Origin of the sequence: Parabacteroides sp. AF19-14 (assembly GCF_003635485.1) — a bacterium.
In the GTDB taxonomy this organism is placed as follows: Bacteria; Bacteroidota; Bacteroidia; order Bacteroidales; family Tannerellaceae; genus Parabacteroides; species Parabacteroides distasonis.
Window position 1 is genome coordinate 41,426 of sequence record NZ_QTMJ01000026.1, and the last position, 20,243, is coordinate 61,668.

Genomic DNA, 20,243 nt, shown 5'->3' on the forward strand with positions numbered 1-20,243 from the left:
CTAAGGATCCGGCCAAGGGAAGCCGAGAAAACAGCGAACCGTCCGATAACCCGACGAGGGTTCCGGACGGACAAAACAAAAAAAGCCTCGAAGCGTTCATTACAAACAACTTCGAGGCTTTCCTCCGAGGTTCCTGGCGGATTTTAAACTACCAAGTTAATCTCTTTATTTCCAGTCAATTAGAACACTTGCAATTCCGCTACTATAAAACAATTGTAAAACAAATATTCTGTTTAAATCGTTTATTAATAGTCATAAAAATGTAGGAGTAAACTCAATACCCAAAGCACGAGCAATACGAAAGAAACTCGAAATCTGTATATCTGTCTCTCCTTTTTCCACACGAGCAATATAACTTCTTGCTGTGCCAACCTTTTCGGCTAACTCTTGCTGGGTTATCCTTAGTTCTTTCCGGCGGTCACGCAATATCTCGCCATAATACCACGCTATTGACTTCTCATGGAAAGCAGTACGAGAGTCAGTACCCACCTCTCCATATTTATTGTCCAGTAACTCACCCGCTGTATGCAACTTAGCTAACTTATGTTCATCTAACTTTCTCATAACTCAAAGTCTTTTAATATCCGTTCTGCGATCTTTATTTGCTTACTATAGTCTTTTGTGGATTTCTTCAGAAAACCATTCAAGAGTAGTATCTTCTTTGAAAGAATGATGTTCTCATTATCAACAGCAAAAAGAATCGTTCTATATTCATTCGTATTAACAGAAACCCTCATTTCATACAAGTCCGTATGCTCCAAATGTTTCACGAACTTCGTACTAAGTACATACTCTGTTTTGATAATATCCATAGTATGTTCAAACTTAGCTTTTACTTTATCTTGCAACATACCGTAGAACTCTGCAAACTCATCTGAGAAATACAGTTCACGTATATCATTATCCTTTTTATCTGTTGCTTTCATGATGCAAATGTAACTAATCAGATACAATTAAGCAAATATAACATAGACTCTTTAAAGCATTTAACACAAATCGCTTCAGGTTCTTATACTTACCCTTTAGAAATCAAGGATAGGAATATTATACTTATCCCAAAAGGCTGTGAGCTTTTGAAGTTCTTCCTGTACTTCCATTTTTTGGATGCCGTAATAATAGGTAGAATACCCATTTATGCTGTTTGAATAATAAAGTCCACAAATATTTTCCATAACATCGGTGTAATTAATAACACTCGGATTCAGATATAAAGGAGTTTGTCCCTTTAATCTAACTTATCATAATATTTTATGCAACTCGGTAAGCCTTAGGTACGAAATTCTCCAAATGAACAATTTACGGCTACCCCCCGATAACCCGGCGAGAGTTACGGACGGACAAAACAAAAAAAGCCTCGAAGCGTTCATTACAAACAACTTCGAGGCTTTCCTATGAGGTTCCTGGCGGATTCGAACCGCCGTACATGGTTTTGCAGACCACTGACTAAGCCACTCATCCAAGGAACCGAATCAATCAAAAATAAAAGTAATTTTCAATTACCAAGAGGTTCCTGGCGGATTCGAACCGCCGTACACGGTTTTGCAGACCGCTGACTAAGCCACTCATCCAAGGAACCATAATTTCAATACAAAACAACTACTTTCGTTTTGCGAGTGCAAAGAAAGATAATAATATTGGAATTACCAAACTTTTCCTTTCTTTTTTATTTTTCCCTCCGAATATTATAGAAGTAGAGAAAATGAGCTTACCTTTGCCTATCAAATAGATAAATAACGAAAAAATGACTTATACAGAAACTGTAATACCGGGCGTATGGATCATTGAGCCAAAGGTATTGAAAGATGCGCGCGGATACTTTATGGAAGCTTTTAAGCAAGCGGAATTCGAGGAGCATATCGGAAAAATCCAGTTCGTGCAAGACAACGAATCTTGCTCCTCTAAAGGCGTATTACGAGGATTACACTATCAGCTAGCGCCCTATTCTCAATCTAAATTAGTCAGGGTGATCAAAGGACGGGTATTGGATGTAGCCGTAGATGTACGTGAAGGCTCGCCCACATTCGGCAAATATGTAGCTGTAGAGTTATCGGACGAGAATAAACGCCAGTTATTTATTCCACAGGGATTCGCCCACGGATTCCATGTATTAAGTGACGAGGCTATCTTTACCTATAAAGTAGATAATCCATATACTCCAACGCATGAACGGGGAATCCGCTATGACGATCCCACGGTCCATGTAGATTGGAGCATCACAGATCCGGAATCGATCAACCTATCCGAGAAAGACACCAAGGCTCCATCGCTGAAAGACGCTGAGCTTAATTTCAAATACTAAACACTGTACAGATATGAAAACTTACCTAGTTACCGGCGCCGCCGGTTTTATCGGTGCCAATTTCATCAAACACATGCTGGCGAAATATGACGATATCAAGATCGTTGTCCTAGACTTGCTGACTTACGCAGGTAATTTAGGCACCATCGCCGAGGATATCGATGGAGTACGTTGCGAGTTCGTGAAAGGCGATATTTGCGATCGTGCCTTGGCCGACCAGCTATTCGAGAAATACAACTTCAATTATGTCGTGAACTTCGCCGCTGAAAGTCATGTAGACCGAAGCATCGAAAATCCCCAGCTATTCCTGCAAACCAACATCCTCGGTACACAAAACCTATTGGACGCCGCACGAAAAGCATGGGTTACCGGTAAGGCCGAGACAGGTTATCCGGTATGGCGTGAAGGTGTACGTTTCCATCAAGTCTCTACCGATGAGGTCTATGGAAGCCTAGGTGCCGAAGGGTATTTCCACGAGACCACGCCTTTAGATCCCCGAAGCCCGTACAGCGCCTCCAAGACAAGCGCGGACTTATTCGTAAAGGCTTACCACGAGACGTATAAGATGCCGGTATCTATTACCCGTTGTTCCAACAACTACGGACCTTACCATTTCCCGGAAAAATTGATTCCTTTAATTATAAAGAACATATTGGAAGGTAAATCCCTACCTGTATATGGTGACGGCACAAACGTACGCGACTGGTTATATGTAGAGGATCACTGCAAGGCGATCGACGCCGTAATCCACCACGGACGTGTGGGAGAGGTTTACAACGTAGGCGGTCATAACGAGAAGCAGAACATCGAGATCGTAAAACTCACGATCCGGACGATCCATCAACTAATGACCGAACAACCGGAATATCGCCAAGTATTAAAGAAAAAAGAGATCGGTGCCGATGGAGAAATCTCTATCGACTGGATCAACGACAGCTTGATTACATTCGTGAAAGACCGTCTGGGCCATGATCAACGATACGCCATCGACCCGACGAAGATCACCAACGAATTAGGCTGGACACCAGAGACCTGCTTCGAGGTCGGTATCGTAAAAACCATCCGTTGGTATCTTGAGAACCAAAAATGGGTAGAGGATATCACCGGTGGAGATTACATGAAATATTACGAGCAAATGTATGGATCACGTTGATTCCTCAACGTGACCGTGTGTATGTGGATGAATCTCAGAGAGGCTGTTTCCTAATTCGGGAGCGGCCTCTCTTATTTGTTTCCGGATCGTCTCGCGTATCTCCTCACGCACATTCCTGCGGGTACTATCCAGTTCCGCTTGCTTGGCAGGTTTCAAGAAATCTTTATATTTACATTTCACTATCTTGAACTTGAAATCATCCAAATTCCCTTTTATATCGATACCCAGCTTAAACGGTACCGGCGATTTTAAAACCGAGAGGTGGTAATCGAACGTCATATCCAAATTATGCGTTCCTCCTACGGCTACTTTATACCGGTCCATCTCCACCAAGAATGGGAATACCTCGATCTTGTTATCATGGATCGCTAAATCTACCGCTATACTATCAATCATATTCCGTTTTTTATTCTTGAACATCAGCGTCTTCGATATCTCGGTAAATGTCTCACCATCCAGCAGCACCATATTCTTTCCGCTCAGGTAGCAAGAGGCATTTACAGACGGCAGCAACACAGACATCGTAGAATCCGCCTTGCAAGTCGCCGTCATCTGGCAATCTACCATGCCTTCGAACGAACGAAGCATAGGGACCAATGTGTCGATGTCCGGGAATAAACTGATTAACCGTTCCACTAAAATATCATTTAAGGACAACTCAAATCCCATAGTCGCCTCTTGATCTGTTTTGGTCGTATAAACCATCGTCAGATCTCCGGAACCGATATTCGAGCTCATACATAAATCGCTCAGATTGATACTTTGATCCCGGATTACAACCTCACCTTTCACATCCTCCAACTTCAGATCCTTAAAATCTATTTTTTTAGCATTTGTATGAAGCGTCAGATCCAAGAATTTCGGAACGACAAATAGTTGAGAGATCGAATCCGTAGCGACACTATCCACGGTATTCGCTAATAGATGATCCGTCTCCAGTACGGAGATACTGTCTTCCGAGAAGGCCCTAACCGAGTTGGATGCCAATTGATCAGAAAACTGCAAACCTTTACCTATAGCTAGCATCAACTGGTTACAATCGATCAGATCGGATTCCAACTCGAAATTCGCTTTCAGCTTTCCTCCCCGTAGCATGGCCCGCCGGATGCCGCTAAGCTCTCCGCTCAAAGTAAGATCGCTCTTTCCTAAATGCAGGCGGGCACCACTCAACGTCATATTGTTAGTATTGAATTTCACGCTTGTCTCATCAATATACATCGGAATGGGGAATAAGCGGCTAAAGCCCCTCAATTGCTTAAACCTCACTTGTCCCCGAGCCTCCCATTGGCGTAAGACACTGTTTGAGGAAGCGACCGAATCCACTTGCGACCGCTGTCTATTCGCCCTTCGGGTGGTCTGCGTGCGCCTGCGCAAGGTATCACCGGCGGCGATACGGCGTTCACGTTGTTGACGAATCGCTTGCCGATAAGGTAATGCTTCCAAAGAGAACTGGCTCTCCGTCAGAACCATACCCGTCCGTAAAGGGATAAGAATATATTTTAAGGTGTCCACCGAGATCGTAGCTCCCGCCATAGGGATCCGCTTATCTGTAGAAGAAGCCTTGATGCCCCCTTTCAACACGGTCTTACCGGCCACCATCCAGGTAGAATCCGGCAACTTGGTGCGCAAATGATCAAATTCCAACCCTGCAGTCATAGGGATAACAGCCGTTGTATCAATAACCGGCGTCGTATTGGCTACCATCTTCAATCCACCGATATTCGTACTGATCTCATCCTTATACTTTATATTCAAGGTATCCACCGATAGATTAGCGCTCAACAATCCTTTCGCATTCAGATATTTACTTTCATTTTCCGTAGATCCTACAAACAGATTCGCCCCAGCGATATACATATCCACGCCTAACGGCTTACTAAACGCCTTGAAGCGATCAACCGTCAAATTGCCGGATGATTTGACCTTGGCGAAGCGGCTATTCACGATATCATCCACCTTAAACACCGTAGATAAATCAGCCATCACGGTACCCTCCAGCAGCAGTGTGTCGGGATTCAAGAACTCTTTAGCCAAACGGGTAAAATCGACCTGCCCTTTCATCTCCGCCCGAATCGCGGGATTCCTCCAGATATCCCTAACCTCGCCACTCATGGTCAGCGAGGTATTCAACCCGATCAATGTCAGCTCCTCCAAAGAGACATACGAAGAATCCGGGTAAGCGCCATTCAAATGTAAATCCACGTCCATGCGCAAGGTATCGATCCCCTGTTCAATACCTTTTACATGATAAGAACCATCCTCTATCTTGCAGCATAAGTTCACGGTCGGAACGATACTATCCCCTAATTCTCCACGGATATCCCCTTCCAAAATAATACGTCCCTCAGCAAGTGTTTTATCCCGATCCTTAAAATATTCATCCGGAATAAAATGTAAGAGATCATTCATATCGGAAACCTTCAACCCGAAAGTCATATCGATCCGTGACGGATTATCCTCGGTAGCCGGCACCATAAAGCCATCCGCCGTAAAAGGCAGGTTATTCACCAGCAACTCCGCGTCCCTCAACCCAATCCGGCGAAGTCCGTCAGCCAACAACAAACGTCCCTTGAAGCGTAACGCTAACTTATTCGCCAAAGAATAAGACGGGCTACGGAATACGATCGAGGAAGAACCGGTCTCCACATCCAACTTATTTCCTCGTTGGGTCAAAAGGCCGTCTATATGTAAAAAGAAACCATCGATCGCCGTATATAAATCCTGCTGCCGGTCATCATAGACAAAATGCCCATTCGTAATATGCACTTGCTGCAAATCTATTTTAGGCAATGGAGATGACGATGATTCATCTACCGAATCCATCTCACTTTGATAAATCTCCCAATTCGCCTTTCCCTCCTCATTCACATAACCATAAAAACGGATACTATCCATGATAACCCGAGGAATCGTCACTTTCCCGCTAAACAGATAATCCGTAGGGTTAAATACGACGATCGCTTTTTTGAAAGACAACAAGGAATCCGAAGGAATCATCAAATCCTCCTGATGTTCTATAGAATCCTCAGCCTGATGTGAGATCAAACGCCCATTTGTCAACTTCACTCCCAGATAAGGATACGTCTCGAAATAAGTCAACTCCACCCGATCACATTCCAAGTGCGCCTCTATGAATTCGTTTGTTTTTTCTACGACCAGCGGTGTCAGCTTCTCCGGAGGTAAGACCGCCCATTTCAGTATACCAACCCCGATCAAGGGAAGTATGAAAAAGATCCCGACCAACACAGACACAACAACCAATAATATTTTCTTCCACTTCATCATCTTCGAATTTTATTACCCTTTTATATCTTCGCCAATTCCTCAAGCATAGCCCTTCGGGCAGGATAAAGCTTTCTCAATCGCTCGATCAGTCCCACTGCCATCAGACGGGCACCTAATTTTATCATCCGGCGTATATATCTGCAAGCCGACTGATAATGCTCCCGTCCCATCTGTCGCTCCATATAACCCAGTATCAGATCCCTATACATCGCGGCCAACTCCATCGGATAAGAATCAGCCAAATACTGTTCAGCCTCGACGACACGATCTAGCGTGGCATTCTCTTGAAGCAATTTAAAGAAATCTGCCCACCTAGATTCCCACACATACAGCTGCGAAATTCCCGCATAATCGATGCCATATCTCGATTTATTGCTCATTTCGCTCACAAGCCCATCTACATACGACGGCCACTGATCTTGAGGTGTAAGCGATTTCAGCAAATCATAATAATATTTCTGGGGATGGTAACGTCCTGATCGTGTCACAAAAAAATACCGAGCAAGCGAGATCATACGTGCCACGTCATTGGTTTCCATATAAAGACTCAATAAATAGTTACGCCAGTCATCTGCCAAGCCGGGAAGTTCCTTCTCGTCTTTCCGGACACCTTCAGCTGCCAGCTTTTCCGCCTTCTCGTACTCTTTTCCAGCCAATGCTTTTTCGATCAACTCTTTTCTAAAATCGGAATTTTCCAGATGACTTTCCATAAAACCAAGACAAGCCTTTTCATCTTCCGTCTTTCTAATAAGCTCCAACATCAAGTTTTGGGATTGCCTGTACTCCCAATCCCACGAATCCCCAGTCGGCCTGACTAGAGAGAGGTTCATCTTGATACGTTCTATCTCAGGCTCGGTTTTCATCATACGGATAGCTATATCAATCAAATCGAAATGCCAATCCCAGCCTTTCAAAAATCCTTTCTCAAACCCCACCATCAGCCAATCAAACAATTCATCATGCAAGGCTTCATCCAAATCAGACTCCACAAGTGTCTCCAGTAATTCAAATCCACCAGCGATACAACCGCCGATCGTCCCGTTACTATCGTCGGAACAATCAAGAACCTCCCTCATTACCTCAGTAACAGCTTCCGCCACATAAAGGGCTTTCCTCTTTTTCCCCTTCTCTAATCCGGCTAACGCATCATCAATGATCCCTAACACTTCACTACCCAGTTGCCCAGCTTCCCGATATTCAACAAATCCATGCCTTCCGGTATACGTTTTCACCAGTTTTTCCAATTGTTTCACGTATAACTCTTTCGATTCCGGATACAAATTTGGCATATGCTTCGCCACGAACAAATGCCGGAAACCTTTATCCGTAGCACACATATCACGTACGAATGCCCTTAATTCATCATGAGTCAATTGCTTAAGTATTTGTTCCATCTGCAGTGTTTCCGACTCTTTCTTTTTCCGGGGAGAGGCCTTTACCTTTGTCAGATTATCCAGATCCAATAAATCTTTTTGCAAATAAAATAACACGGCAACTACATGCTTACATACGACTCCCCAATCGTACGGACAGTCACAATCATATTCCATGACCTTATCCCCCTTTATATGCAAATGAACCGCATAGATTTCCGATCCTTCCACGGTAGCCTCATAATCTCCACCGCCCAAGTCTTCCACTTCGGTAACATATCCTTTTTTGAAATAATCGAATCCTCGTTTTAGGATCGTTCCATCTATTTGCTGCTCAAAATTACTCAGTGATAAATCCATATTCATAGCAATATTATCTACGTTGTGTCTTACAAATGTATGTAAAATAATCAAACTATCATTATAGACTTTCCAAAACTTGATTAATACCCCAACCTCCTCAAAAGCAAACCCGCCTCTCTTGCCTCCCTACATTGGGAAGAAAGAAAGGCGGGCTCATCCATTCATTTCAAATAATTTACTTTTTATTTCGCTCTATTCATCCAGGACCTCGTATTTAGAATGCTGGCTCTTGAACTCGGGAACAATCTCCTTCATCCGCTTCACGATCTGCATATCCCCCTCCACGGCACAAGCATGTACCAAGGCATCAATCCGCAGATTGGCGTCCGCATAATCATACGCACGGACTTGGGCGATCTTGATCTTCGGATGAAAAGTAGGCTTGAAGGTCTCCTCCTCGTTGAGTACCTCCTCATACAATTTCTCTCCGTCTCGCAATCCCGTGAACCCGATCTCGATTCCCTTCACCCCGCTCAGACGGATCATACGCTCTTCATTTACCAAAGCAATGATGTACTCAACTTTGTCTTCCAGATGATAGTTACGAGGTATATCCATAATGATTATTTTACTGAAAATAAAAATAATCATTTATCATCTTAACACTAACTTTTCCGATAAAAATATTAGAGTACATTTGCTCTCAATTGTAACAAATATTCTTCTTTATACAATCCACAATATAAGCCACATCCTCATCCGTCACATAGGGGCCGGAAGGCAAGCACAACCCAACCTTAAACAAAGATTCGCTCACCCCATTCACATAAGCCGGGCAATCCTTATAGACAGGTTGCTTATGCATCGGCTTCCACAAAGGGCGAGATTCTATACCCATCGCGTCAAGTCCCACACGCATCGCCTCGACATTGGCATTCGGCTCGCAATCCGTATGTGCGTTAACCGCCGCATGAGTCACACCGCCCGCACCACCAACAGCACCTTGTACCATTGCTTGATAAGCATTCTCCTGCCCTTTCACCCTCAATAAAGGATCCAAGACAATCGTATTCAACCAATAATTACTATCAAAACGACCGGAAGGATTCTCATGCAAGGTGATCCCTTTCACATCCTTCAACAGTTCCCGGTATAAATCACACGTATGCTTATGATGAGCCACATGAGCGTCAGCCACCGTCATCTGACCACGCCCGATACCCGCACAAATATTCGATATCCGGTAATTATACCCGATCCGCTCATGCTGGTAATACGGATAAGCCTCCCGAGCCTGCGTAGCGTAGAACATGATCTCCCGCTTAGCCTCTTCATCCGGACAAATCAACGCACCACCACCACTAGTCGTAATCATCTTATTCCCATTGAACGACAGCACCCCATATTTTCCAAACGTACCCAACATACGTCCATCATAGCGAGAGCCAAAACCCTCCGCCGCATCCTCAATGACCGGAATCCCATACCGATCAGCGACAGCCATAATCTCATCCACCTTATAAGGCATCCCATATAAGGCCACCGGAACAATCGCTTTCGGTGTTTTTCCCGTCTTCCCGATACGATCTTGAATCGCCTCTTCCAACAACACAGGATCCATATTCCAAGTATCCACCTCCGAATCCACGAATACAGGCGTAGCCCCCAAATAAGTGATCGGATGCGAGGAAGCACAGAAGGTAAAGCTCTGTACCAGCACCTCATCCGCCGGCTTCACGCCACAGGCAAGCAACGCCAAATGCACTGCGGCAGTACCGGCAGACAGAGCTACCACATGTTTACCTTCACCCACGAATTCCTCCAGATCTTTCTCAAATCCATTCACGTTCGGACCCAGAGGCACGACCCAGTTCGTATCAAAGGCTTCTTTGATATACATTTGTTCTTTGCCGCTCATGTGAGCAAGGCAAAGATAAATTCGTTTATTCATTATTATTGTGATTTTAGAAAATACTTCGGATCAGCATAAAAGCCTCAGCTCTTTCTACGCTAATTGTAGCACCTCTATATTTCGCCAAAGCTTCCAAAGCCTCTAAAGAACGAGAACTAGGGAACCGCCTTAGTTGAGATTGATAACACTCCATCGCTCTCAATTTCATTTTCATTCCATCTTGACTACAAGGAATGAATACCGTGGGAATAAAAGCATCATCCGCATAAGGAGCAGCCCATTCAGTTTCAGATAACGTTTCATAGGTATAAACTCGCTTAACCGTATAATCTCCAACAGGACGACAAGCGACTAATACACTGTCAAAGACCATCCGATGATCTTTATGAATATCTCCTCTATGGGGAATAAACACAGTATCTATTTGATTTTCGGATATACATTTTGAAACTTCACGAGACATGATATAACCTGGATATTGATCTAATGCAGGAGCCGGAAAATCAAAGAAAAAGGTCTGTTTTACACCTAGTAAACGATGAGCCTCCAGTGCCTCTGTTCTAACACGCTGAATACCTTTTTCGGAAAAAATATTTGGATCAGATTTACTGGCATTTGTCATAATCAGCACATACACATTATGACCTTCTTGTATCATCTTATAAATAGTTGCCCCACAGCCCAATATTTCATCATCCGCATGAGGTGCGATAAACAAAACATTATTTTTCATTTTTCAACAACGTTAAATCTTGCTTTATCATTTCTATCTCATTCCGCAAACGGAAAATCTCATATTGATCATAATAGCCTAATCTAGAACCTACAACCAAATGCTCATCGACAGGTCTATCCAAATAATCAACCATGTTATATTTCACCAATTCAACATAACCATCAGCTGTTTGAACAACAGGATTATCATTGTTGAAATTTACGACACGGCCAATAACACCTTTCGCATATCCAGAAGCATAATAATTAGATTTCCATACCAGAACCTTATTATTACCATAAAAAGAGAAAGCCCCGGGATGAGGCGATGTACTAGCCTTTATCAAACGATCAATATCTTTTGCCGTATTCGACCAATCTATACAACCATCCAAAGGAGCCCGCCTAGCATAGAAAGTAGCCGCCTTCCCATCTTGAGGAATCCCTTTTAATCCGACAGAAAACAAAGAAGGAAGCCAACGATCCAAAGCCCGAACCATAGACTCTTTCAACTTAACACCAATAGAAGTAACATCATCATCTTCCCTTATAGAAAAAGGTTCCTGCACAAAAATATCCCCTTCATCAGCATTTGTGTCTATTTTAAAAAAAGTTGCCGCACCTTCTCCCTTGTCCAATATCAGCCAAGCCATAGGAGCCCGACCCCGTCCTTTTGGCAACTTCGTTGGATGAAATCCTACACAAGCCAATCGAGGTAATCTTATAATATCTTCATCAACCAACTGAGAGACACCAACCACAAAAAGAATATCAACCGAAGCGTTCCTAATTTGCTCCTTGATATCGTTCGAATTTATTTTTATGAAAGGATAATAAGAAAGATGATTATCTTCCGCAAATCTACGCATCGAACAATAACCACTTACATTTAAAGTCGAGTGAGGTTCATACCCCCAAACTCCAACAACATTAAATGAATATTCCACCAACTTTTGTAACGTCAGCAAACTACTGCCAACACTACCAATCAATCCAACCCTCATTTCTTAATATATTTTTCTTCTCCAAACAAAACAATCGCCACGGTCTTGACAAGAATCCTCAAATCCAACATAAACGACATACGGTCAACATACTCACGATCCAAGCATAAACGCTCTTCCCAAGGAAGATAGATATTACCATTAACTTGCGCCCAACCTGTCATTCCCGGCCTAACTTCACATCGTTTCTTTGCAATTTCTCCAAATTTCTCATATAAACTCGGTAACGCAGGGCGAGGGCCAACTAAAGACATATCACCGATAAACACATTCCATATTTGAGGCAACTCGTCAATCTTAAAACGCCTCAAGAGTCCCCCTATTCTTGTAACATCCGGATCTTGCAAATACGTTTGTTTCACATTAGGATCTCTCTCCTTATTTGTCATCGTACGCAATTTATAAATCCTAAAAACACGCCCATTTTCACCAACTCTACTTTGCAAATAAAAAATAGGGCCTTTCGAATCCAACTTTATCAAAACAGCAACTATGATAAAAAGAGGAAATAAAAGCAACAAGATAGCAAAGGAAATTAAAAAGTCAAATAAACGCTTAAATTTCAAATACATAACATATAAAAAATATAACGATTTAGGACAGTAAACACTCAATTTAGGGCATCCCCCTTTAAAATTGTTAATAAATTAGTTTTGATTTTAACATTGGCTGGTAGTCAATGTGATTTTGTCAAGAACCATATTAACATAATCCCTGCACCCATTAAAGATATTTTTGAAAAAAGTTCCGATGAAGTTCCAGATAGAACTACCATGAAGCTTTGCCGTTCCAATCACACTGTGATAAGTTACAGCCATCTCAACACTGACATCACTACCATTGTGAAGTGAATTATTACGTTGAGTAATCAGCTTTCGAATGGTTCGCTCAGCCAGATTGTTGTCTATCGGTAATTCACCATCATCCAAGTAAGCAAAGAACTGTTCACGTATGATTGACAACACACGACTGTGTTTACAGCGCATATCGGTGTTGAAACAGATGCAGGCCGTTACTCATGCAAACCTCAATCCATATACGAACATCCGACCATTTCTTGTCTTCATTTGTTATGGAACTTTTAGAGGAAACCTCTGTATTACCAGATGGGGCAACATCCGGAATGCCATCTACATGAACCTCCACTATCTTATTACGTGTATCCTTGTACCACTTTTGAAAAATATTGTATGGAACCTTATTCCGTTTACAAAAGGACTGAACAGACTCTCCGCTCAGTAGTGACTCTGTCTAGTACTGGAAGTAAAACCTCTCTAAATCTTCGCTACTATACATAATCTATAAATTTATTGTTCGCTGCGAATCTACAAAATATACCATAGAGCCCTAAATTGAGTGCTTACACAAATAACGTATTTTCAACAGAATAAATAAACTGCTATATTTATGAATTAGGCCTTTCACCCCGGCAAATCATATACCCCTTATTATGTAATTTTATGTTGATTTTTATAACCTTAGCTGGATTACCAGCCACGATACATCCATCAGAAACATCTTTTGTAACAACTGCATTTGCCCCAACAATGACATGATTACCAATCTTTAATCCTGGATTAATAACAGCCCCCCATCCAATATTTACATGATCTCCAATATAAGTATCTAAATACGCACCATTTCTATAACCATCGTGAGCCAATATTAAAGCATTCTGTGATATTCGAACATAATCACCAATATGAACACCTTTAGGATTAACTCCATCTATCTTAGCTTTTCTATTTATGTTACACATAATTCCAACATCACATCCTCTAATTTTTCGAAGATAAAATGCGTTCATTTTATTCACACTCAGAAATAAAAAAACTTTTATTTTTTGCTTTAAAGTTCTTTTCGGATCATCTTCTGAAGAGAAAAAAACACGAAAAGGATTACTTTCTTTTACCATAAGTCACTTTTTCTTTAAAATATAGTTATTAATAAAATACACATCGGTTTTGTCTTCATCCACATGGTCCCCCAACTCAATCCCAGTCCAAATGAAGACATTAACAGCCTCGTTTCTTTGGTCCTAAGTTGATCTGCGATCCTTGTTACCATCAATGACGGTATCGAAGCACCTCCTAAGTTCCCATACTCTTCCAAATTGTAAGGCACTTTCTCTTTAGGTAACTTCAATTTCTTCACGATACGATCCACGATCATCTTGTTCGCCTGATGAATCAAGAAATAATCTATATCTGTTTCACGATTGATATTATAATCCGCTAAGAAAGCCTCAACGGATTTAGGAGGACGGGATATGGCGAACGAGAATACATTCATACCGTTTATCAACGTATGAATAGGCGCACGCACAATGCCATTACCAAAATCCTCATATTCAAAAGAGGCAGGAGTAGCCGGATGGCGAAAACCACCATGAGGGGTCATCAGAGCCTCATATCCCTTTCCGTATGTATGGAAGTCTACTACAATATCATTAGCGGTCTCATCATATTCCAATGCGATCGCCGTACCGCAATCTCCAAATAAAGGTACACGGCTTTTGTCTTTCATGGAACCCATTCGCAAGGCCGTATCCCCTATAAGTAGTAACGCACGCTTCACATTACCCGCCGTCAACAAATTACCGGCAACCGTTATGGCATACATACAACCACAGCATCCCATGGGTATGTCCATACAGAAACAATTTTCCGACAAGCCAAGCCTATCCTGTAACACACAAGAGGTCGGGGGAGTACGATAATCGCCTGTAACAGACTCGAACAACAATACATCGATACTATCTTTCTCCCATCCTAACTCTACAAGTAGTTTTTCAGCGGCAGCCTGACACATATCCGAAGCGCACATGGTATCCGGGGCTATATGCCTACGTTTTATACCAACCGTATTGTCGAACACATCCGCTTCCTCTTGAGAAAGAAGTCCTAATTCGGAAGTTGTTACCACATTCTTAGGAACAGCCATAGCCACTCCTTTCATGCCAACATTCTTAATTTCCCACCTTGCCATAAGTCCAACCGTTAAAGCTCAACATCGTACTTCTTCAAGATCTCACGTCCTTTACCGTATGAGGTAAATTCCATGATATCTTCCGGGTCAAACATAATATCCAAAGACTCTTCCAATAAAGCGATTATATTCAATTGATGAACAGAATCCCACGCATCCACGCTGTCTTTTGAAAAGCCATCATTCAACACTGTGATTTCTACACCAAACACTTCTACAAAAGCATTATTATACTTCTCTATATTTGTCATTACTATTTACTTTTATGAATTTAACTTACTATACAATATCTTTCCGGCCTCATTCTTGGGAATTTCATCAATCACTTTGATCTCAAAGGCAGAGGCCACCAATTTGGTCTTTTCCACCAACACCTCTTTTACCGCCGTCGCATATTGCTCATTAGTCAAGTAAACGGTCATCTTCTCGTCCGTACCTACGCAAGCACATTCTATCGGATATTTTCCTTTGATTATCTGCTCGCACTCATCCAATCCGATGCGCATACCGAACAGTTTCAAGAAACGCCCCATGCGCCCCACTATGTAGTAACAGCCATCCTCATCCCGATAAGCCAAATCACCGGTACGCATAAAACCATTGCGTTCATCACCCAGCGACAGGTCTTCCCGACTACGGGCATATCCCATCGTCACATTTTTACCGCAATAACACATCTCACCTTCGGTATTGGCCCCCTCTATACGATTTCCCTCACGATCTATCAACGACAACTCCGCATTAGGAACAGCCCGGCCTATACTACCGACTTTCTCAATGGCCCATTCCGCAGGTAAATAAGCCATACGAGCAGTCCCCTCCGATTGTCCATAAGTCGCGATCCAACGTTTTCCATTGTCACGACAATATTCAGCGAACTTCAAATTCAACTGACGAGACATTTTACCACCACCTTGAGTAAGTAAGGTCAGATCCGGCAAATCCATCCGGAAAAAACGCATTAAGTTCAATATCTCAAAACTATAAGGCACCCCTGTAAAACTGGTAGCCCGTTGTTCCTTCATAAAGTTCCAAAAAGCCTTGTCTGTCATGCTCTGATTGGTTATCAATACAGTGGCACCCACATACAAGTGACTGAACACGACAGACAATCCCATCGTATAATATAGGGGCAACACCAGCAAGGGTCTGTCATTAGAGGTAAGTCCAAAGAAAGTCGATATATTCAAAGCCGCCGCCTCTATATTCTCATACTTATGGCGTACTAACTTAGGACTTCCCGTAGAGCCGGAGGTAGGCAACATGTGAGACAAATCAGCATGTAGTACACAAGGCTCCATACCTGTATACAACAATGTATAGCCATAGTACTCACACACCTTCTCATACTGCGATGCGACCGCCATACTTGTAGGCAGACACACATAAGAGGGACGATATATTTCAAATAAATTACGATAAAGCCCCTCCTCGATATGAGCGTTCAATATCAAAGGCACATTACCCGAATGGATACACCCTATACTCCATGCGATTCCCCCCACATTATTCTCTGCCAACAAAAACAATAAGGAACGTGCCGGAAGCAAAGAGCCGATCCTCTCTGAAAAGGATAACAATTCCCCATACCTCAAGACAGCCCCCGAAGCATCTATTGCGGCAACCGCATCCTGCGGTCGCTCATTCAAACCCAATATCATCTGATTATTTTATTCTAAATGGAAGCGCAACCATCCACGCCCAATATCTGACCGGAAATATAGGAAGCCCTGTCAGAGGCAAGAAAAGCACAAGCGTTCGCCACATCTTCCGGTGTACCCAAACGTCCTAACGCTATTTTCTGAATACGTGTATCTATTTTCTCTCCACTCTCCTCATACAATTCAGAGAATCGTTCCGTTTTCACGATACCCGGTGCTACAGCATTGACTCTGATGCCAAGAGGAGCCAATTCCTTAGCGGCTGATTTGGTAAACGACATAATAGCCCCTTTGGTAGCCGAGTAGGCAGACTGACCGGGAGACCCCAATACTGCCGTAACAGATGCGATATTCACAATCGATCCACCTCCGTTGCGAGCCATCAAACGAGATACCAACTGCACCATTTCTATGACCGCGATCACATTTACCCGGAACATCAGTTCTGTTTCCGGTCGAACAATCATGCCGATTTTCTTATTAAACACCACACCAGCGTTATTAACCAGTACATCAATACGACCTTCTCGTTTGAATATCGACATAAAAGCAGACTTGACAGCAGCGGCATCCGTCACATCAAAATACAACGGAATCACACGAGTTCCTTGCGCAGCCGCACATTGCTCCGCCCATACATCCATGCTCCCTTCCTGTCGGTCACAAGCATATACTATAGCACCATCACCGGCAAAACGATCGGCTATCGATTTTCCGATGCCCTGTGCAGCACCGGTAATGATACATACTTTATTTTCTAAAAATCTTTCCATCTCAATTATTTCAAACTACGACCACCATCAATCACCAAATTGGTACCTGTAATCCATGATGAAGCATCCGACAATAAATAGATGATAGCATGCGCCACCTCTTCCGGCTTTCCATAGCGCTTTAACGGATACGCATCGACATCCTTCGCAACATCTTCCGCTGTCAAAAGTCTATTTTCAATCAATGGCGTCTGAATCCTTCCGGGATGCACGGCATTGCAACGAATACCTTTACCGGCCAATTCCAAAGCCGCATACTTCATATAAGTACTCAATGCGCTCTTTGAAGCCCCATAAATCCCATTGGCAGGAGCCACATTTCCATAAGCGGAAATAGAAGCCGTAAAAACTACCGAAGATGGATTCTTCATCTTTTTCTTTCGTACCAATAACTTTATGAGAAGCATGGGCGCAAATACATTGACTCCAAACACTTCCTCCAATACATCAGACGAATAGAACTGTACAGGAATCATCTTCCCTATACCGGCATTACAGACAAAGCCATCCAATATAGGCAATGAAGCAACCAATTCACCGCATTCGTCCTCGTTAGATAAATCAGCGGCAATGACCCGATGTCCCTTTCCTCCTTCCAGAACCTGAAGTGTTTCATGCAAATTCTGCACGTTCCGACCTGTCAGTATAAGAGTGGCCCCCAATCGAGCACACTCTATAGCCGTTGCCCTACCAATACCGGAAGAAGCACCCGTCACAAGTATCGTCTTACCTTCTAAAGAAAAAGGATTATACATTATTTCTTGTTTTGTACGCTTTCGAATAGATCACCTACAGTTTGTGCATTACGCATGTCCTCCCCATTGATTGTGACACCATAAATTTCATCAACCATCGCAATAACAGACAACGCAACTAAAGATGACCATTCTTCCAATTCCCGGAATTTAGTATCTACATGAATACTCTCAATTGCGATATCATCAAACTGCTCCGCAAAATTCTTAATGAAATCTTTTATTTCCATAATTAATATATTTAACTTTCACATTAATTTCTTAGCAGGATTCCCTATTACGGTTGTCCCTTCTTTTACACGTCTTATAACAAAGCTACACGCACCCACATGCGCTCTATCTTCTACTACAACTCCATGATTTAACACGGAAGAAGTATAAATATCCGCTTCATTCCCTATTACAGTTCCTCCCACACAGGTAACATGAGTATCTATCCGATTCCAATCCCCCATCCGCACATCATGCCCTATTACCGTATAGGATTGTATCAGATTATAACTACCAATCTTAGCATCCGCACCAATACAGGTGTACGCACCAACTATATTTCCTACACCTAGTTGTACATTGGTTCCAATACGTGCCGTGCGATGAATTAGATTAATAAATTGAGCCCCCCTATTTATAAGCTCCTCCATACACTTCTTACGAACCGCTCCACCTATGGAACATACAAATACATCATTTTCCTGTGGAATATAAGTGCTTATTTTATCTAAAACAGGAGGATAGTTAGCAAAACCGTCCAACGCTTGGAGGTTGTCATCGATAAAGCCCTTAATGACAAACTCATCACCATATCCCATACTCTCACGAGACATGTCATATAAAGTACGTCCCATGCCTCCGACGGCAATGATTATAAGATTTTTCATTTAGATATGACTGATTCAAAAATATCGGTTAATTGTTTGGCTATAGCAGATGAAGAGAAACGTGTCTGATAATCTGTCACAATGTAATCTGTTTCATATTGAGAATAATTATAGTACATTTTTTTCAATGCATCACACAAGGCTCTAGAATCATCAACTGGAACTAAAATACCATTCTTTTCATTAATACATTCTCTAATACCTCCACATAGTGTAGCTATAACAGGCAAGCCTATTGATAATGCTTCCAAAACTGCTACTGAGAAATTTTCTCCTCGCGATGGTAATATAAAGGCATGACTTTCACATAAAATTTCAACAATTTCCGGCTTTGTTTTTTTACCTACTAAAACAATATTATTATCCAATTGAAGACTTGATATTTGATTTTGAAGATTATTCCTTTCCTCACCATCGCCTATTATTACAATTTTTATATTTTTTGCTGCTAAGCCTGATGCAGCAAAGGCGTCAATCAACAAATCAAATCCTTTACGATAGATAAGACTACCCGTAGCTACAAACTGAAAATTTTGATAATCAACAGTCTTCATGTTAATATTCTCAAAAGTAGAAGATACCAAATTGTGAACCACATAAGCTTTTCTCTTAAAATGATATTGTAACCTATCCTTTAATGTTTCAGACACAGCTATCACTGCATCTGCATAATTATAAGCATATGAAGCTAATGTCCAAGTATATGAATCCAATTTGTCATGATTAAATCGAGCCGCATGTTCTATACCAACCAATGGAATCTGATACTTATTCTTTAAAAACACACCTAAATATGTATTAAAAAAGAACTGCCCATATATAACATCTGGTTTTCCGTATTTACGAACAATTCTTTTATACATTCTATCTAATTGCATCTTACGCAACAACAAGCCAATCTTCATTCCACACAAACGAAATACAACTTTACCCGGGAGCCAAAATGAATTATAGTAATTTATTCCATTCTTTTGCCTATGTGTTATTCCTATCTTCCTCAAATGCCAACGAAAACGACTATCCACACTTACTACGACAACTTTATGCCCATTCCTCTGCAATGCCTCTGCCTGATCTTGTTCAAAACATCCCCACTGTGGATCTTTAGCAGAGGGAACCCCACGAGATATCATCAGTATATACAT

21 protein-coding genes, 2 tRNA genes and 1 pseudogene are annotated in these 20,243 nt (G+C 42.1%); 2 read left to right on the plus strand and 22 right to left on the minus strand.

Annotated elements, in window-relative coordinates; genetic code table 11:
• Positions 1-252 precede the first annotated feature (252 nt).
• The 4 genes from DWX33_RS19370 to DWX33_RS19390 all read right to left on the minus strand — a co-directional run bounded on the left by DWX33_RS19370 (position 253) and on the right by DWX33_RS19390 (position 1,576).
• The gene (locus DWX33_RS19370; RefSeq protein ID WP_122380895.1) at positions 253-564 is read right to left on the minus strand and encodes a helix-turn-helix domain-containing protein; all 312 of its coding nucleotides are present in this window, start codon (positions 562-564) and stop codon (positions 253-255) included.
• The gene (locus tag DWX33_RS19375; RefSeq protein ID WP_122380896.1) at positions 561-926 is read right to left on the minus strand and encodes a type II toxin-antitoxin system RelE/ParE family toxin; all 366 of its coding nucleotides are present in this window, start codon (positions 924-926) and stop codon (positions 561-563) included. Before DWX33_RS19375 ends, DWX33_RS19370 begins: the two co-directional genes overlap by 4 nt.
• A 468-nt stretch (positions 927-1,394) precedes the next feature.
• Positions 1,395-1,466: transfer RNA gene (locus DWX33_RS19385), tRNA-Cys, on the minus strand.
• A 38-nt stretch (positions 1,467-1,504) separates the two neighbouring features.
• Positions 1,505-1,576, minus strand: a tRNA-Cys gene (locus tag DWX33_RS19390).
• Positions 1,577-1,741: 165 nt separating this feature from the next.
• On the opposite strand from DWX33_RS19390, the gene rfbC reads away from it, so the two are divergent.
• Both rfbC and rfbB read left to right on the plus strand, forming a co-directional pair.
• Positions 1,742-2,299 carry a dTDP-4-dehydrorhamnose 3,5-epimerase gene (rfbC, locus tag DWX33_RS19395; RefSeq protein WP_036618026.1) on the plus strand — a complete coding sequence of 186 codons (558 nt, stop codon included), beginning with the start codon at positions 1,742-1,744 and terminating at the stop codon, positions 2,297-2,299.
• Between the two features lie 13 nt (positions 2,300-2,312).
• Positions 2,313-3,452 (plus strand): dTDP-glucose 4,6-dehydratase, encoded by a 1,140-nt coding sequence (rfbB, locus tag DWX33_RS19400; RefSeq protein WP_122380897.1) that lies wholly within the window; start codon positions 2,313-2,315, stop codon positions 3,450-3,452.
• On the opposite strand, the gene DWX33_RS19405 is transcribed toward rfbB, so the two are convergent.
• The 18 genes and pseudogenes from DWX33_RS19405 to DWX33_RS19490 form a co-directional block, all read right to left on the minus strand.
• Positions 3,444-6,737 carry an AsmA-like C-terminal region-containing protein gene (locus tag DWX33_RS19405; RefSeq protein ID WP_122380898.1) on the minus strand — a complete coding sequence of 1,098 codons (3,294 nt, stop codon included), beginning with the start codon at positions 6,735-6,737 and terminating at the stop codon, positions 3,444-3,446. The two genes, rfbB and DWX33_RS19405, sit on opposite strands and share 9 nt — an antisense overlap.
• 20 nt (positions 6,738-6,757) lie before the next feature.
• Positions 6,758-8,470, minus strand: a complete 1,713-nt coding sequence (locus tag DWX33_RS19410; protein ID WP_147425519.1) for an SWIM zinc finger domain-containing protein — start codon at positions 8,468-8,470, stop codon at positions 6,758-6,760.
• A gap of 195 nt (positions 8,471-8,665) precedes the next feature.
• A complete protein-coding gene (locus tag DWX33_RS19415) occupies positions 8,666-9,064 on the minus strand; it encodes a polysaccharide biosynthesis protein (RefSeq protein ID WP_370450844.1) in 399 nt (132 codons plus the stop codon).
• Between the two features lie 52 nt (positions 9,065-9,116).
• Positions 9,117-10,364, minus strand: a complete 1,248-nt coding sequence (locus DWX33_RS19420) for a DegT/DnrJ/EryC1/StrS aminotransferase family protein (RefSeq protein ID WP_122380901.1) — start codon at positions 10,362-10,364, stop codon at positions 9,117-9,119.
• A 13-nt stretch (positions 10,365-10,377) separates the two neighbouring features.
• On the minus strand, positions 10,378-11,058 hold the full coding sequence (locus DWX33_RS19425; protein ID WP_009275880.1) for a PIG-L deacetylase family protein: 681 nt from the start codon (positions 11,056-11,058) through the stop codon (positions 10,378-10,380).
• Entirely contained in the window at positions 11,048-12,043 is a 996-nt protein-coding gene (locus tag DWX33_RS19430) for a formyltransferase family protein (RefSeq protein WP_122380902.1), read from the minus strand. Before DWX33_RS19430 ends, DWX33_RS19425 begins: the two co-directional genes overlap by 11 nt.
• Positions 12,040-12,615 (minus strand): sugar transferase, encoded by a 576-nt coding sequence (locus DWX33_RS19435; protein WP_122380903.1) that lies wholly within the window; start codon positions 12,613-12,615, stop codon positions 12,040-12,042. The genes DWX33_RS19430 and DWX33_RS19435 overlap by 4 nt, the downstream gene beginning before the upstream one ends.
• Positions 12,616-12,702: 87 nt before the next feature.
• Positions 12,703-12,990 (minus strand): annotated as a pseudogene (locus tag DWX33_RS19440) (transposase); the annotation flags it as partial.
• Positions 12,991-13,018: 28 nt separating this feature from the next.
• Positions 13,019-13,282 (minus strand): hypothetical protein, encoded by a 264-nt coding sequence (locus tag DWX33_RS22950; protein WP_233570211.1) that lies wholly within the window; start codon positions 13,280-13,282, stop codon positions 13,019-13,021.
• Positions 13,283-13,448: 166 nt separating this feature from the next.
• Positions 13,449-13,958, minus strand: a complete 510-nt coding sequence (locus DWX33_RS19450) for an acyltransferase (RefSeq protein ID WP_122380904.1) — start codon at positions 13,956-13,958, stop codon at positions 13,449-13,451.
• 14 nt (positions 13,959-13,972) lie between these two features.
• Positions 13,973-15,031 carry a 3-oxoacyl-ACP synthase III family protein gene (locus DWX33_RS19455; RefSeq protein WP_122380905.1) on the minus strand — a complete coding sequence of 353 codons (1,059 nt, stop codon included), beginning with the start codon at positions 15,029-15,031 and terminating at the stop codon, positions 13,973-13,975.
• 11 nt (positions 15,032-15,042) lie between these two features.
• Positions 15,043-15,282 (minus strand): acyl carrier protein, encoded by a 240-nt coding sequence (locus DWX33_RS19460; protein ID WP_122380906.1) that lies wholly within the window; start codon positions 15,280-15,282, stop codon positions 15,043-15,045.
• Positions 15,283-15,294: 12 nt separating this feature from the next.
• Positions 15,295-16,692 (minus strand): AMP-binding protein, encoded by a 1,398-nt coding sequence (locus tag DWX33_RS19465; protein ID WP_122380907.1) that lies wholly within the window; start codon positions 16,690-16,692, stop codon positions 15,295-15,297.
• 14 nt (positions 16,693-16,706) lie between these two features.
• Positions 16,707-17,465, minus strand: a complete 759-nt coding sequence (locus tag DWX33_RS19470; protein WP_122380908.1) for an SDR family NAD(P)-dependent oxidoreductase — start codon at positions 17,463-17,465, stop codon at positions 16,707-16,709.
• Positions 17,466-17,470: 5 nt separating this feature from the next.
• Positions 17,471-18,220, minus strand: coding sequence for an SDR family NAD(P)-dependent oxidoreductase (locus tag DWX33_RS19475; protein ID WP_122380909.1), 750 nt, complete (start codon positions 18,218-18,220; stop codon positions 17,471-17,473).
• On the minus strand, positions 18,220-18,450 hold the full coding sequence (locus tag DWX33_RS19480; RefSeq protein ID WP_122380910.1) for an acyl carrier protein: 231 nt from the start codon (positions 18,448-18,450) through the stop codon (positions 18,220-18,222). Before DWX33_RS19480 ends, DWX33_RS19475 begins: the two co-directional genes overlap by 1 nt.
• An 18-nt stretch (positions 18,451-18,468) precedes the next feature.
• Positions 18,469-19,098, minus strand: coding sequence for an acetyltransferase (locus DWX33_RS19485; protein ID WP_122380911.1), 630 nt, complete (start codon positions 19,096-19,098; stop codon positions 18,469-18,471).
• Positions 19,095-20,243 carry a glycosyltransferase gene (locus tag DWX33_RS19490; RefSeq protein ID WP_122380912.1) on the minus strand — a complete coding sequence of 383 codons (1,149 nt, stop codon included), beginning with the start codon at positions 20,241-20,243 and terminating at the stop codon, positions 19,095-19,097. The genes DWX33_RS19485 and DWX33_RS19490 overlap by 4 nt, the downstream gene beginning before the upstream one ends.